The following is a 12,920-nucleotide window of genomic DNA, read 5'->3' as shown; positions in this document are numbered from 1 at the left end:
CCGTGATCGCCGAGGACTCCGTTCTGCTGCGGATCGGGCTGGTCAAGGTGGTGGAGATGGCCGGGTTCGAGGTGGCGGCCGAGGCCGGGGACGGGCAGGGGTTGCTGGCGGCGGTCGAGGAGCACCGGCCGGATCTGGCGGTGGTGGATGTGCGGATGCCGCCCGGTTTCACGGATGAGGGTGTGCGCGCGGCGCTGGCGATACGGCAGAACTGGCCCGATACCGCGGTGTTGATGCTCTCCCAGTACGTCGAGGAGCGGTACGCGGCCGATCTGCTGGCGACGAACACCAGCGGGGTGGGCTATCTGCTCAAACAGCGGGTCGCGGATGTCGAGGAGTTCATCGAGGCGCTGCGGAGGGTGGCGGACGGCGGCACCGCGCTGGATCCGCAGGTCGTCGCGCAGCTGCTGGTGCGCCGGGCGAGCGATCCGCTGGAGCGGCTGACGGCCCGCGAGCGGGACGTGCTCGCGCTGATGGCCGAGGGACGCTCCAACGCGGGCATCGCCGCGCAACTGGTGGTGAGCGAGAGCGCGGTCGCCAAGCACATCAACAACATTCTGGCCAAGCTGGATCTGCCCAAGGCCGATGCCGATCACCGCCGGGTGCTGGCGGTGCTGCGGTTCCTGGGCGTGGGGGGCTAGGGCGGGAACGCCCCAGGGGGCAGGTGGTGGGTGTGCTCGGTGGGTTGGGGTCGATCGCGACGCAACAGGGCCTGGGCGGGCGGTCGTTACATAGACTTGATGATCACCCTGCCGGCTCCAGCTCAAAAGGAGATGACATGAGACAGCAGCCTCCGTTCGCATCCCTGTCCGCCGCGCTTGCGGCGCTAGGGACGGTGCTGGGCGTCCTCGCGGTCCAGTTGCGCGCGAACGGCTATGAGCCGTACGTCGAGTCCGTGGCCACCACCAGCGTCCTGATGTGGACCACCGCGTGCCTGACGGTCGTGACGTGGGTCCGCTACCGCCAGCAGAGCTCGGACTGAGTTCTGCCGCTGCCGACGGGCGCCGGGGCCGCTGCCCCGGCGCCCGTCGCGTGCGATGATCGGCATCACCGCGGGAACGTCCGGAGGAGGAACCGCCGATGGCATCGCCGACACCGGGACGGCCCGTTCGTGGCTCGACCACGGGGCGGCCGCTCATGGCCGCGCTCGACCTCTTCGGCCGGCGGTGGACGCTGCGCGTGGTCTGGGAGCTGAAGGAAGGCTCCCTGGGCTTCCGCTCCCTCCAGCAACGGTGCGACAACATGTCCTCCAGCGTGCTGCGCCAACGTCTGCTCGAACTGGTCGACGCGTGCCTGGTGGAGCAGACGCCGGAGGGCCAGTACGCCCTCACCACCCTCGGCAAGGACGCCTACCGGGCCCTTCGCCCTCTCGTCCGCTGGTCGGACGGGTGGGCCGCGGAGCTGGCCGAGCGCTCCCGCCCGGGCGGCGGGGAACAGACCTGATCGCAGCTCCTCCTGGTGGGTGGGCCGGGAGCGGGGGACACGCTCGGTAGGGTCGGCCCACGGATCGCACACGGCCGCCGCACCGCGTATCGCATACGGAGGAGCCATGAGGGCCTTGCAGACCGCCACACTGCTGGTCGCGACGCTCGGGGCGGGCCTGATGGCCGGGCTGTTCGCCGCCTTCGCCTACGCGGTGATGCCCGGTCTGGCCCGCTCCGCCGACCGCACCTTCGTGCAGGCCATGCAGCACATCAACCGGGCCATCCTCAACGGCTGGTTCCTGGTCCCCTTTCTGTTGCCGATCCCCCTGTTGGTCCTCGCCACGGTTCTGGCCTGGAACGGCCACGGGCGGGTGGCCCTGCCCTGGATTCTCGCCGCGCTGGTGCTCTACCTGGCGGGATTCTTCGTCACCAGCGGCGTCAACGTCCCCCTCAACAACGCCCTCGACAAGGCCGATACGGGAGACGACAGCCGGGCGGAGGCCGCCCGGGCCGCCTTCCAAGGCCGCTGGGTCACCTGGAACACCGTCCGGGCTCTCTTGCACACCGCGGCCTTCGGCCTCCTCGCCTGGGCCCTCTATCTGCATGGCACGGCAGGGACGGTGTAGGAGGCGGGCGCGGGGAGGACGGCATGCGGCAGCGGGCTGTCCGGTCAGCCGTACCCGTCCGGTCCGCACTCATTCGGTCCGTACCCGGCCGCTCCCGGACCGCCCGGTCCTGCACACGTGCGGTCCGCACCCGGCTGCTCCTGCACCCGCCCGACCCGCACTCGTGCGGCAGGGCAGAGGTGCGCTCCGGCCCGGAGGCTCGTCGCTGCATCTGACGTGTGCTGCCCCGTCAGCGCAGGTGTTGCTCCTGCTCAGGCATCCGTGCGCAGGCCGCGCAGGACCAGGTCGCGGACGGCCTCGAAGTCGGTGGTGATCTCGGGGCGGGACCACTCGGGGGCGTAACACGGGTCGTGGAAACGGCCGGTGGCGTCGAAGACGGCGCGGGCGGTGGTGGCGGGGGAGGGGGTGTGGAAGTCGCCCTGGCTGACGCCGGCTTCGATGATGGAGGTGAGCTGGGATTCGAGGTCGGTGACATGGCGCTCGACCACGCCGCCGCTCTCGCCGATCAACGTCATGTAGGTGGCGAACAGTTCGGGATCGTCGCCGGCCTTGTGTCGCTTGGCCTCGAAGAGGGCGGTCAGCCAGCGGTCCAGCCGCTCCGGAGCCGGTCCTTCCGCCGTGACGATGGCCGACAGTTCCTGGCTCGTACGGTCCAGCCAGCGTGCCGTGACCGCCTCCCGCAGCGCCGCCTTCGTACGGAAGTGGCGGTAGACGCTGCCATGGCTGACGCCCAGGGCCCGTGCCACATCCACGACCGTGGCCTTGGCCGGGCCGTAGCGGCGCAGCACCTCCTCGGTGGCTTCGAGGATGCGCTCGGGGGTCAACGTCTCGGGGGGCATGCGGCGGGTCGGCCTTTCGGGAGGGCGGGCGGTCACGCGCCGACGACGGGGCGGGGCCGGGCGGGGACCACGTCGGGACGGTGGTACGTACGGACGGTACCTGGAGGAGTGCCCTACCCGCTGCGGTGGCCGCGTGCCCGGCGGCCCGGTGGCCCGGCGGCCCGACTGCCCGGTGGCCCAGTGATGGCTCCGCTCGACGGGAACGCCGCTAGATGGGAACGCCGCTCGACGGTGAAGCCGCTAGGTGGTGACGCCCGGCGGTGATCTCCCGCACTGGTCCGCGTGCACAGTGGTCCGCTCCCTTCGTCAGTGCTCGCTGTCCAGGTGGGCCATCTGGTTGGCGGGGTAGCGGTCGCCGGCGGCGGCGCCGGGCGGGATGGCGTGCTCGATCGCGGACAGATCGTCGGTGTCCAGGGTGAGGTCCAGGGCGCCGAGGGCCTCGGTCAGCCGGTCGCGGCGGCGGGCGCCGACCAGCGGGACGATGTCCGTGCCACGGGAGAGCACCCAGGCAATGGCGGTCTGGGCGACCGAGACGCCCTTCTGGTCGGCGACCTTGCGCAGGGCGTCCACCAGGTCGAGATTGCGGTCGAGGTTCTCGCCCTGGAAGCGCGGGCTCATGCCCCGGAAGTCATTCGAGGCGAGCTTGCGGTCGCGGGTGAAGTGGCCGCTGATCAGGCCGCGGGACAGGACCCCGTAGGCGGTGATGCCGATGCCCAGCTCGCGGGCGGTCGGCAGGATCGTCTCCTCGATGCCGCGGGAGAGGAGGGAGTACTCGATCTGGAGGTCGGAGATCGGGGCCACGGCGGCGGCCCGGCGCAGGGTCTGCGCGCCCACCTCGGACAGACCGATGTGGCGGACATGGCCGGCCTCGACCAGCTCGGCGATGGCGCCGACGGTCTCCTCGATCGGGACGTCCGGATCGACCCGGGCGATCCGGTAGATGTCGATGTGGTCGGCGCCCAGGCGCTGGAGGGAGTACGCGGCGAAGTTCTTCACCGCGTTCGGCCGGCCGTCGTAGCCGGTGAAGCCGCCCTCGACGGTGCGCAGGGCGCCGAACTTCACGCTGATCTGCGCCCTTTCGCGAGCCGCCGCGGGGGCGGAGCGCAGCGCTTCGTTGATCAGCAGTTCGTTGTGTCCCATGCCGTAGAAGTCGCCGGTGTCGAGCAGGGTGACGCCCGCGTCGAGGGCGGCGTGAACGGTGGCGAGGGATTCGCTGCGGTCGCTGTCGCCGTAGAGGGCGGACATGCCCATACAGCCGAGGCCGAGAGCGGAGGTCTGCGGGCCGGTGGTGCCCAGGGTGCGGGTCTGCACGGTGTGCTCCTGAAGGTGATGAGGGGGTGAGAGGTGAGGAAGGGGTCGGAGAACGGCTGCCGTGCACCCACCATGACATGACGAGTGACAGATTTCAATATCTGTCACTCGTCATGGTGATCGAGGGTCGGTCGCCCGCCGTCGGCTGTCGTTCGTCCGCGGCCGTCGGCCCTCATGAGCGAGCCGTCTTCGGTACCTCCGCCCCTCGGTACGGACTCAGCCCGGCCCGGCGCACCTCACCGCACGGTGCGGGGCAGGCGCAGGGCGAGCAGTGTGGTGCCCGCGACGATGGCCAGTTGCGTCAGCAGGGCGGCGAGCAGGGCGTCGCGGATGCCGGCGGACGGCAGCAGCGAGAGGAAGAGGGTGCCGAGGGTGGCCACGCCCAGGGCGAGGCCGGACTGCTGGGTGGTGACCATGACGCCGCCGCCCACGCCCGCCTGTGTCATCGGCAGTTCGCTCAGCACGATGCGCATCACCACCGGCATCACCATGCCCTGGCCGATGCCCAGTACGGCCATGCTCGGTGCGAGGGCCGCCACCGAGATCCCGGGCCAGCCCTCGTGGACGGTCAGCGCCAGCAGGGCCAGCCCGGTGGCCTGGATCAGCGAACCGGCGATCACCACCCGCCGCCCGAACCGCAGCACCAGCCGCGGACCGGCGAGCGAGGCGAGGAAGAACGCGGCGCACAGCGGCACCAGGGAGAGTCCGGCCGCGAACGGGCCGAAGTGCAGGCCGTTTTGGAGCGCGACCGCCACCACGAACATGAAGCCGCCGAAGCCCAGCGTGAACGGCACGAGCATGAGGAGTCCGCTGTTCACGGAGGGGATGCGCAGCAGCGAGGGCGGCACGAGCGGCGTGCGGCCGAGGCGTTCGGCCCGGCGCTCGCACAGCACGAACGCGGTGGCGGCAAAGGGGAAGACGGCCAGCAGGACCCAGGACCACAGGGGCCAGCCGGCCGCCCGGCCCTCGGTCAGCGGCAGCAGCAGCGTGATCAGGGCGGCGGCGAGCAGCGCGGTGCCGGGGCCGTCCACCCGGGCCGGGTGCGGGGAGCGGGTCTCGGGGACCGTACGGGCGGCCAGCAGCCAGGCCGCGGCGGCTATCGGGACGTTCACCAGGAAGACCGCGCGCCAGCCGGTGCCCGCCAGGTCGACGGAGACCAGCAGTCCGCCGAGTACCTGGCCGACGGCGCTGGACACCCCGGCCGTGCCGCCGTACAGGCTGACGGCCTTGGCGCGCCGCTTGCCGGTGGTCGTCGCCTGGATGGTGGCCAGTACCTGCGGCAGCAGCAGTGCGGCCGCGGCGCCCTGGGCGACCCGGGCGGCCACCAGCGTCCAGGCGTCCGGCGCCAGACCACAGGCCAGCGAGGTCAGTCCGAAGGCGGCCAGGCCCCACAGGAACATCCGGCGCCGGCCGATCATGTCGCCCAGCCGCCCGCCGACGACCAGCAGCATCGCGTAGGCGACGCCGTAACCGGCCACCACCATCTCCAGCATCGCCGGACCCGCGTGCAGATCGTGGTCGATGGTCGGCAGGGCGACATTGACGATAAAGAAGTCGATCATGGGTAGGGCCGCGCCCAGCAGTACGGTCAGCAGGCCGAGCGGGGTCAGCACGGTCGGGGTCCGGTGCTGCTGCGGTGCGGGGCCGGGTGCGGCCGGTGCCTCCGGGGTCGCCGGGGTCGCCGGGGCGTCCGGGAACGCGGTGGCCGGGGCGCCGAGGGGCCCGGCCGGGGTAGTCGTCTGTGCTCGGGTATCGCTCACGGGGTCGACGATCGTCGACCGCTCAACCGGGTACCAGAGTGTTCTTATCCTGGTACCAGTGCTACCTGGCAACCGGCTCGGGCCTGCGGCAGGCTGGACCCATGACCGTGGACCCGCTTCCGCCGCAGCTTGCCACAGGCCCCGGTGGCGCCGCCGCCCCGCCGTACGGCACCGCCCCGCGCGATGACACCGCCCGCCGGGCCGAGCTGGCCGCCTTTCTGCGCAGCCGACGGGAACGGATCACACCCGAGCAGGTCGGACTGCCGCGCGGCGCCCGCCGGCGTACGCCCGGTCTGCGCCGTGAGGAAGTCGCGCACCTGGGTGCGGTCGGCGTCACCTGGTACACCTGGCTCGAACAGGCCCGGGACATCCATGTATCGCCGCAGGTCCTGGACGCGGTGGCGCGTGCTCTGCTGCTCGACCGCGCCGAGCGCAGCCATCTGTTCGCGCTGGCGGGGGCGGTCGATCCGATGCCCGGCAGGGAGTGCACGGGCGTCACCCGGGAACTGTGGCAACTGCTGCACCAGCTCACGCCGTTCCCCGCGGTCGTCCAGAACAGCCGGTTCGACATCCTCGCCTACAACCGCACCTACGGCCGGCTGCTGTGCGATCTCGATGCGGTGCCCGAAGAGGACCGCAACTGTATGTGGCTGGCGTTCACCCACCCCGTATGGCGGGCCGGCCTCGGCGACCTGGAGGCCACGCTGCGGGTGATGGCCGCCAAGTTCCGGGCGTCGATGGCCGAGCATCTCGCCGAGCCGGCCTGGAAGGCGCTGGTCGCGCGGCTGATGGAGGCCTCGCCGGAGTTCCGTGAGATCTGGGCGCAGCACGAGGTCCTCCGCCCGGTCAGCGCCGTGAAGGTCTTCCGGCATCCGCGGGTGGGTGCCCTGCAACTGACCGCCACCAGCCTGTGGACGGGGCCCAACCCCGGTCCCAAGCTGCTGTACTACACACCCGTGGACGAGGTGTCCCGGGAGCGGCTGGAGCAACTGGCAGCCGAGCCGGCGGCGCTCGCGGCGGTGTGACCGTACGGGCGAGGGGCCGCCAGCGGAGAACCAACTTCCGTCCGTGGCAACACATCTGACACAGTAAAACCTCGCGATGGTGCGGCACTGAGCGATGAAGAGATCTCATGGCCGCGAGGTGACCGGATCTCACCCGGTGAGGTCTGACGAGGGGGAGTCGGATGACGTCAACAGACCCTGCGGAGCAGTCGTGGAACCCGTCGGCGGAGGCCCGGGACACCCTCGGGGGCCCGCCGCCCGCTGCCCCGCCGCCGCCCGCCGCCCCGCCGCAGCCACCGGCCGGTCCGCCGCCGGCCGCCGATCCACACCCCGATGTGGCGCCGGCGGCCTCGGCACAGCCGATCATCGGGGTCGATCTGCGGGTCAGCAAGCGGCTGCTCTGGGTCGGTGACGCCTACTACCCGCTCCAGAACGTCGCGCGGGTGTACACGCTCACCATCCACCCCCGGCGCAAGGACGCCGTCGTGACCTTCGTGAAGCGGTTGCTGCTCCTCGGGATGGCGACGGTCTTCCTCCTTCTGCTCGCCGCCACCAGCGGCGGCTTCGGGAGCAGCGGCGACGACTCCGGCGGAGTCACCGCCCTCGTGGTGATCGCCGCGGGTGCCGCACTGGTCTACTCCCTGGTGGAGATGCTGAGGGTGCTCAGCGCGGCCCCGCACTTCGTTCTGGCCGTGGAGACGACGGGCCCCTCCACCGCTGTGGTGACCAGCCCCGACGCGGACCAACTACGGGGGCTCGCGCACCAGATCGCGCACGCGATCGAGAACCCCGCGGCCGAGTTCACGGTGCGGGTGAACACCGTCGAGATCAGCCCCAAGCACTACTATTTCGGGGACAACGTCAACATGTACGGCGGCACCGGCAACGTGGGGATGGCGAGCTGATGAGCGGCGGAGGCCAGCACTACTATTTCGGCAGCGGCGACCACGTCACCCTGCACGGCGGCACCGGCAACGTCGGCATCGACAAGCGCGTCACCCCGGCCCCCGAGCCGGCCCCCGCCGTCCAGGAGGCGCTGCGCGAACTCCTCGCCCTGGTGCAGGAGTTGCGCGGCCAGGTCCCGCAGGCAGGCGCCGCCGCCCTCGACGACTCGCTGCCCGCCCTCCGGGCCGAGGCGGACGTCCCGGAGCAGGAGCGCCACCGCGCGCTGTACGCCGTCGCGGGCATCGCCGCGACCTTCGGCGCGCTCGGCGTACCGATCGTCGAGGCCGTCAACAAGGTGCTGGGACTCCTGGGCGCGCAGTGAGCACCCGCGCACCACTCCCGCGCTCGGTGCCCGGAGCCGGGCGGCGCGCCTAAGACCGCGCGTCCGCCGGCTGGTGCCCCGGGGCCTCGTCCTCGAAGAGCGCCGCCGTGCGGTCGGCCGTCGCCCTCGCCCAGCGGCCGGTGGTCAGTGCGCCGAGCAGCAGGACGGCCGCACCGCAGCCGGCGATGATCCACCACGCCGGGCGGCCGGCCGCGAGGAAGGCGTCCGTGGTGGCGGTGGCATGTGCCCCGCTCGCCAGTACGGCGCCGATCACCGCGACGCCGAGCGACTGTCCGACCTGTCTGCTGGTGGAGGCGACCGCGGCGGCCACCCCGGCCTGGGAACGGGGCATCCCGGACACCGCGGTGTTGGTGATCGGCGCGTTGACCAGGCCGAACCCGATGCCGAAGAGGACATAGCCGGTGAACATCAGCGGGTCCGTCGACTGGGCGTCGAACGCCGCGAAAAGCATTCCGCTGGCGCCCATCGCCGCACCGGCCAGAAGCAGGGAGAGCCGCGGCCCCCGGCTGCCGACCAGCCGTCCCGACAGCGGCGCGAAGATCAGCGTCATCCCGGCCATGGGCAGCATGTACAGACCGGCGTCCAAAGCGGACAGACCACGGATGTTCTGGAGATACAGCGTGTTGATGAAGAGGAAGCCGGCCAGCGCGGCGAAGGCGCACACCGCCACGACCGTGGCCCCGCTGAACGGCGCGCTGTGGAAGAACCGCAGGTCGATCAGGGGCTCCCGGCGGCGCCGCTCATAGCCGAGCAGGCCGGCCAGGGAGGCCAGCGCGAGCAGCACGAATGCCAGGATCTCCGGGGACGCCCAGCCGGCGTCCGGGGCCTCGATGATCGCGTACGTCAGCGAGCCGAGCAGCCCGATGACCAGCAGCTGGCCGACCGGGTCGACGCGGCGCGGCCTGGGGGCGCGCGATTCGGGGACGTAGCGCAGGGTCAGGAAGAGCGCGAGGGCGCCGATCGGGACGTTGATCCAGAAGATCGAGCGCCAGCCGACGCTCTGCACCAGCAGCCCGCCGATCACCGGTCCGGCCGCCATGCTGATGCCGACGACACCGCCCCACACCCCGATCGCGCGGGCCCGCTCACGCGGCTCGGTGAAGGTGTTGGTGATGATCGACATCGCGACGGGGTTGAGCATCGAGCCGCCGACCGCCTGCACCATCCGGAAGACCACCAGCCACTCCAGGCTCGGCGCCAGGCTGCACAGCAGCGAGCCGGCCGCGAAGACCACCAGCCCGACCAGGAAGACCCGGCGCCGCCCGAGCCGGTCGGCGGTGGAGCCGGCCAGCATCAGCAGCGCCGCCAGGACCAGGGTGTAGGCGTCGATGGTCCACTGCATGCCGGCGACCGTGGCGTGCAGATCGTGCTGGATGGACGGCAGGGCGACATTGAGGATGGTGTTGTCGAGGCTGACGATCAGCAGGCTCATACAGCAGATCGCCAGCACCAGGAGACGCCGTCGACGGCTGAGCTCAGGCATTCTTGAACGCTACAACGATCTGCCGTCCCCGGCCCTGGCGGGGCCACTCGCGCGGTGCGGGACAATGGGAGGTCGCAGCGGCCGGTTCCCCCGTACGGCCGCGGCCCGCCCGCCCCGCCAACGGAAGCCGAAGAAAGCCGAAGGTATCGCCGCCATGACTCTGCTCCAGATCGGTCCGCACGCGGTGCAGCCGCCCGTGGTCCTCGCGCCGATGGCCGGGATCACCAATGCCCCGTTCCGGACGCTGTGCCGGGAGTTCAGCGGCGGCAAGGGCCTGTTCGTCAGCGAGATGATCACGACGCGGGCGCTGGTCGAGCGCAATGAGAAGACCATGCAGCTGGTCCACTTCGACGAGTCCGAGAAGCCGCGCTCGATCCAGCTGTACGGCGTCGACCCGGACACCGTCGGCAAGGCCGTCCGCATGATCGCGGAGGAGGACCTCGCCGACCACATCGATCTGAACTTCGGCTGCCCGGTCCCGAAGGTGACCCGCAAGGGCGGCGGCTCGGCGCTCCCGTACAAGCGCAATCTGCTGCGCTCCATCCTGCGGGAGGCGGTGGCGAACGCGGGTGCCCTGCCGGTGACGATGAAGATGCGCAAGGGCATCGACGACGACCATCTCACCTACCTCGACGCGGGGCGGACCGCGGCCGAGGAGGGCATCACGGCGATCGCGCTGCACGGGCGCACCGCGGCCCAGCACTACGGCGGCACCGCCGACTGGGACGCCATCGCCCGCCTCAAGGAGCATGTCCCGGAGATCCCGGTGCTCGGCAACGGCGACATCTGGTCGGCCGAGGACGCCCGGCGGATGATGCGGGAGACCGGCTGCGACGGAGTGGTCGTGGGGCGCGGCTGCCTGGGGCGGCCGTGGCTGTTCGGGGATCTGGTCGCCGCTTTCGAGGGCACCGGCACCTACGCACAGCCGACGCTCAAGGAGGTCGCCGCCGTCATGCTGCGGCACGCCACCCTCCTCGGCGAGTGGATCGGTGACGAGGCGCGCGGCGTGATCGACTTCCGTAAGCATGTCGCCTGGTACACCAAGGGCTTCTCGATCGGCTCCGAGATGCGCCGCGGCCTCGCGGTGACCTCCTCCCTCGACGAGCTGGACGCGCTGCTGTCGGAGCTGGACCTGGACCAGCCGTGGCCGGCGGGCGCGGACGGCCCCCGCGGCCGTACCTCGGGCCGCAACCGCGTCGTGCTGCCGGACGGCTGGCTGGACGACCCGTACGACTGCGCGGGCGTGGACGCGGGCGCGGAGCTGGACACCTCGGGCGGCTGAGCCCCGCCGGGCGCCGGCTGCTCCGGCGGGTGGCTCCCCACACGACCCCCTGTGGCCTGGAGGCCGCCGTCCGGCCTACGGCACCCGTGTACCCCTGAGGCGTGTCGGCGCGCGGGCGGGGACCGGCGTGCCTCGACCCGTTATCGTTTGATCCCGTACGGGCGTTTTGTGGCAGCTCGTACGGCCGTCCACGAGGTCCGGCAGGAGTGGGCGGGACCGACGGACCGGCCGAGGGAGTCGCTGTGGTGAGCGGGCACCGTTCCACCGGGGACACGGAGAAGGACGTACAGGCCAAGCTCGGGGACACCCCCGTGCGCCACGAGCGGATGGCCGCGGTCGCACACCTCTACCGCGCCGCGGCCGCCGTACGGCAGCATTTCGAGAACTCCGTACTGCGCGGTGTCGAGCTGACCTGGACCTCCTTCGTCGTGCTGTGGGTGGTGTGGATCGGGGGCGAGCGGGAGACCCGCCGGGTCGCCGAGGACGCCGGGATCTCCAAGGGCACGCTCACCGGCGTCGCCCGCACCCTCCAGAGCCGCGGTCTGCTGGAGCGCAAGGACCATCCGACCGACGGACGGCTCGCCCTGCTCGCGCTCACGCCCGAGGGGGAGCGGCTGATGGCCCGGGTCTTCCCGGAGTTCCACGCCGAAGAGGTCTTCGTCACCGCGGGGCTGAGCGACGACGAGGCACTGGACCTGGCGGAGCTGCTGGGCCGGGTCGTGGCGCAGGTCGAGACCCGGGGCGAGGAGCGGCGGCTGGAGCTGCTGGACGGCCAGGACCCGCGCCCGCGGCGGAGCGGACGCCGGGCCAAGAGGTAGGGGAGCGGGGGCGTGGCGGCCGGGCGCACCGCCCCGGGCCGCGTCTACGGCCTTCGCTCCGTATGGGCCGCGCCCTTGCGGTGGCCGGTTCCCCGGGCCGCCGCCGCACCGGCGGCCACCAGCCCGGCGGCGCCGGTCTCCCGGTAGCGGCCGAGGAGTTCGCCGAGCACCCGGACGGCCTCCCCGTCGTCCGGCGTATAGATCCACATCTTGGCGTCCGGGACGGCCGTCGTGGTGAATCCGGTCGCCGTGATGGCGACCTCGCGGCCGTCGACCGTCCGGAACCGCTTGCGGTGGGTGACCGGTGCGGTGACTTCGTGCCGGGCCCACAGGTCCACGAAAAGCGGGCTCGCCTCGGAGAGTTTCCGGATATACGCGCGCCAGTGCGGGTCATGGAGCCGGCGACCGAATTCGGCGCGCAACTGGCCGACCATGAAGGAGACTTCCCGCTCCCAGTCGACGAGCGGCTGGCATTCCTCGTCCGCGGTGAAAAGGCGCCACAGTACATTACGGTCGGCCGGCGGCAGCAGCACCATACGGGGATCGAGCGCCGCATAGGCGTCGTTGAATGCCAGCACGTCATAACCGGCGGACACCAAGCCGGCCGGCAGCGGATTCAGCGAATCCAGAATGGTCTGCGCCTCGGACGGCAGCGGCTGCCGCGCCGGGGTGCAGGACGCGGTCCCGGGGATCCCGGCGAGCCGGTGCAGATGCTCGCGTTCGGCCGGGCCGAGCAGCAGCGCACGGGCGATCGCATCGAGCACCTGCACACTCGGGTTGATGGCCCGGCCCTGTTCGAGCCAGGTGTACCAGGCGATTCCGACACCGGCCCGCTGGGCGACCTCCTCACGGCGCAGCCCCGGGGTGCGCCGCCGCGGGCCGCCGGGCAGTCCGACATCCGCCGGGGTGAGGCGCTCCCGGCGGAGCCGCAGAAACGCGGCGAGTTCACCGCGCCGGGCGGCCGCGGCTGCTGGGGAACGGGTGCTGGTGCTGGACACCGCACCATCATGCGGGACGCCGTGACCCCGTGCCAGATACCGCCGGTACCAGGATCACTGGATATCTGGTACCCGAATACCCCGGCC

Annotated in this window: 14 protein-coding genes; 9 read left to right on the top strand and 5 right to left on the bottom strand. The window is 71.8% G+C overall.

The features are described from left to right. Window positions 1-2: 2 nt before the first annotated feature. The 4 genes from ACZ4XD_RS01560 to ACZ4XD_RS01545 all read left to right on the top strand — a co-directional run bounded on the left by ACZ4XD_RS01560 (window position 3) and on the right by ACZ4XD_RS01545 (window position 2,050). Window positions 3-641 carry a response regulator gene (locus tag ACZ4XD_RS01560; protein WP_468037180.1) on the top strand — a complete coding sequence of 213 codons (639 nt, stop codon included), beginning with the start codon at window positions 3-5 and terminating at the stop codon, window positions 639-641. Between the two features lie 137 nt (window positions 642-778). After that, the gene (locus ACZ4XD_RS01555) at window positions 779-982 is read left to right on the top strand and encodes an SCO3870 family protein (RefSeq protein WP_042154618.1); all 204 of its coding nucleotides are present in this window, start codon (window positions 779-781) and stop codon (window positions 980-982) included. A gap of 98 nt (window positions 983-1,080) precedes the next feature. Continuing rightward, on the top strand, window positions 1,081-1,443 hold the full coding sequence (locus tag ACZ4XD_RS01550) for a winged helix-turn-helix transcriptional regulator (RefSeq protein WP_251084938.1): 363 nt from the start codon (window positions 1,081-1,083) through the stop codon (window positions 1,441-1,443). 106 nt (window positions 1,444-1,549) lie between these two features. Then, window positions 1,550-2,050: an anthrone oxygenase family protein gene (locus tag ACZ4XD_RS01545; protein ID WP_468037087.1), complete on the top strand. Its 501-nt coding sequence runs from the start codon at window positions 1,550-1,552 to the stop codon at window positions 2,048-2,050. 251 nt (window positions 2,051-2,301) lie between these two features. Here the strand turns inward: ACZ4XD_RS01545 and ACZ4XD_RS01540 are convergent, their stop codons facing one another. The 3 genes from ACZ4XD_RS01540 to ACZ4XD_RS01530 all read right to left on the bottom strand — a co-directional run bounded on the left by ACZ4XD_RS01540 (window position 2,302) and on the right by ACZ4XD_RS01530 (window position 5,960). Further along, window positions 2,302-2,889, bottom strand: a complete 588-nt coding sequence (locus ACZ4XD_RS01540; protein WP_468037085.1) for a TetR/AcrR family transcriptional regulator — start codon at window positions 2,887-2,889, stop codon at window positions 2,302-2,304. A 306-nt stretch (window positions 2,890-3,195) separates the two neighbouring features. Next, window positions 3,196-4,200: an aldo/keto reductase gene (locus tag ACZ4XD_RS01535; protein WP_468037083.1), complete on the bottom strand. Its 1,005-nt coding sequence runs from the start codon at window positions 4,198-4,200 to the stop codon at window positions 3,196-3,198. 236 nt (window positions 4,201-4,436) lie between these two features. Beyond that, on the bottom strand, window positions 4,437-5,960 hold the full coding sequence (locus tag ACZ4XD_RS01530) for an MFS transporter (protein WP_468037081.1): 1,524 nt from the start codon (window positions 5,958-5,960) through the stop codon (window positions 4,437-4,439). 101 nt (window positions 5,961-6,061) lie between these two features. On the opposite strand from ACZ4XD_RS01530, the gene ACZ4XD_RS01525 reads away from it, so the two are divergent. The 3 genes from ACZ4XD_RS01525 (at window position 6,062) to ACZ4XD_RS01515 (ending at window position 8,231) form a co-directional block, all read left to right on the top strand. Beyond that, the gene (locus ACZ4XD_RS01525) at window positions 6,062-6,985 is read left to right on the top strand and encodes a helix-turn-helix transcriptional regulator (protein ID WP_468037079.1); all 924 of its coding nucleotides are present in this window, start codon (window positions 6,062-6,064) and stop codon (window positions 6,983-6,985) included. 161 nt (window positions 6,986-7,146) lie between these two features. After that, window positions 7,147-7,869 (top strand): DUF6232 family protein, encoded by a 723-nt coding sequence (locus tag ACZ4XD_RS01520; protein ID WP_468037077.1) that lies wholly within the window; start codon window positions 7,147-7,149, stop codon window positions 7,867-7,869. After that, complete coding sequence (locus tag ACZ4XD_RS01515) at window positions 7,869-8,231, top strand: hypothetical protein (protein ID WP_468037075.1); 363 nt, start codon at window positions 7,869-7,871, stop codon at window positions 8,229-8,231. Before ACZ4XD_RS01520 ends, ACZ4XD_RS01515 begins: the two co-directional genes overlap by 1 nt. Window positions 8,232-8,280: 49 nt before the next feature. On the opposite strand, the gene ACZ4XD_RS01510 is transcribed toward ACZ4XD_RS01515, so the two are convergent. Continuing rightward, window positions 8,281-9,735 carry an MFS transporter gene (locus ACZ4XD_RS01510; protein ID WP_468037073.1) on the bottom strand — a complete coding sequence of 485 codons (1,455 nt, stop codon included), beginning with the start codon at window positions 9,733-9,735 and terminating at the stop codon, window positions 8,281-8,283. A gap of 154 nt (window positions 9,736-9,889) precedes the next feature. Here ACZ4XD_RS01510 and dusB point away from each other — a divergent pair, with 154 nt between their 5' ends. Both dusB and ACZ4XD_RS01500 read left to right on the top strand, forming a co-directional pair. After that, window positions 9,890-11,017: a tRNA dihydrouridine synthase DusB gene (gene dusB, locus ACZ4XD_RS01505; RefSeq protein ID WP_468037071.1), complete on the top strand. Its 1,128-nt coding sequence runs from the start codon at window positions 9,890-9,892 to the stop codon at window positions 11,015-11,017. A gap of 242 nt (window positions 11,018-11,259) precedes the next feature. Further along, window positions 11,260-11,835 (top strand): MarR family winged helix-turn-helix transcriptional regulator, encoded by a 576-nt coding sequence (locus ACZ4XD_RS01500; protein WP_468037069.1) that lies wholly within the window; start codon window positions 11,260-11,262, stop codon window positions 11,833-11,835. A 44-nt stretch (window positions 11,836-11,879) separates the two neighbouring features. Here ACZ4XD_RS01500 and ACZ4XD_RS01495 read toward each other — a convergent pair whose 3' ends face one another. Next, the gene (locus tag ACZ4XD_RS01495) at window positions 11,880-12,833 is read right to left on the bottom strand and encodes a helix-turn-helix transcriptional regulator (protein WP_468037067.1); all 954 of its coding nucleotides are present in this window, start codon (window positions 12,831-12,833) and stop codon (window positions 11,880-11,882) included. Between the last annotated feature and the right edge of the window lie 87 nt (window positions 12,834-12,920).

The organism is Streptomyces sp. NPDC029466 (assembly GCF_055574515.1).
The sequence above is the reverse complement of the archived record's forward strand: the minus strand, read 5'-3'. Positions and strand labels throughout refer to the sequence as shown.